The following is a 557-nucleotide window of genomic DNA, read 5'->3' on the forward strand; positions in this document are numbered from 1 at the left end:
GTAAAAACTATTTTTAAAAAGGAAGAAGATAATTTATTGTTAAACTTTTAATATTACTGTATACTAAAAACCATCACGTTATAGTTTTGGAGGGAAAATCCATGGGGCAGTGAAGCTGAAAATTGGTGAATTAGCAGAAAAGGCAAATGTAACAAGAAGAACGATTGATTACTATACAAATATCGGTTTGTTACAGGCAGAACGTTCACCCTCAAATTATCGTTATTATGATTACTCAGCAATTGAACGACTAAACTTTATTGAAGAATGTAAACATGCCGGCTTGTCATTAGACGATGTTAAGAAGAAATTGAATGAAAGAGATGCAGAAGAAATAGATGTACTTGATTTGCGATTAAAGATAAAAGGGTTAGAAAAAGAAGTCTCTAATGTAGTAGTTCAACTAGAGAATAAAAATAATATTGAGCTCAAATCATTAAGAAAGAAAATTTCTAATGAAAGTTTATCGCTCATACAAACTTTGCTTTTATTAATCAAAGATTAATAAATCCTTTATCTTCGTAATACTTCTTCACACACTTTAAGTACATTTAAAA

At 29.1% G+C, this 557-nt stretch carries 1 protein-coding gene; it reads left to right on the forward strand.

All coding sequences use genetic code 11. The features are described 5' to 3' along the window. Positions 1 to 109 precede the first annotated feature (109 nt). Positions 110 to 505 carry a MerR family transcriptional regulator gene (locus GW534_RS16020; protein WP_312854694.1) on the forward strand — a complete coding sequence of 132 codons (396 nt, stop codon included), beginning with the start codon at positions 110 to 112 and terminating at the stop codon, positions 503 to 505. Positions 506 to 557 lie beyond the last annotated feature (52 nt).

The organism is Pallidibacillus pasinlerensis (genome assembly GCF_009996845.1).
Lineage (GTDB): Bacteria > Bacillota > Bacilli > Bacillales > Caldibacillaceae > Pallidibacillus > Pallidibacillus pasinlerensis.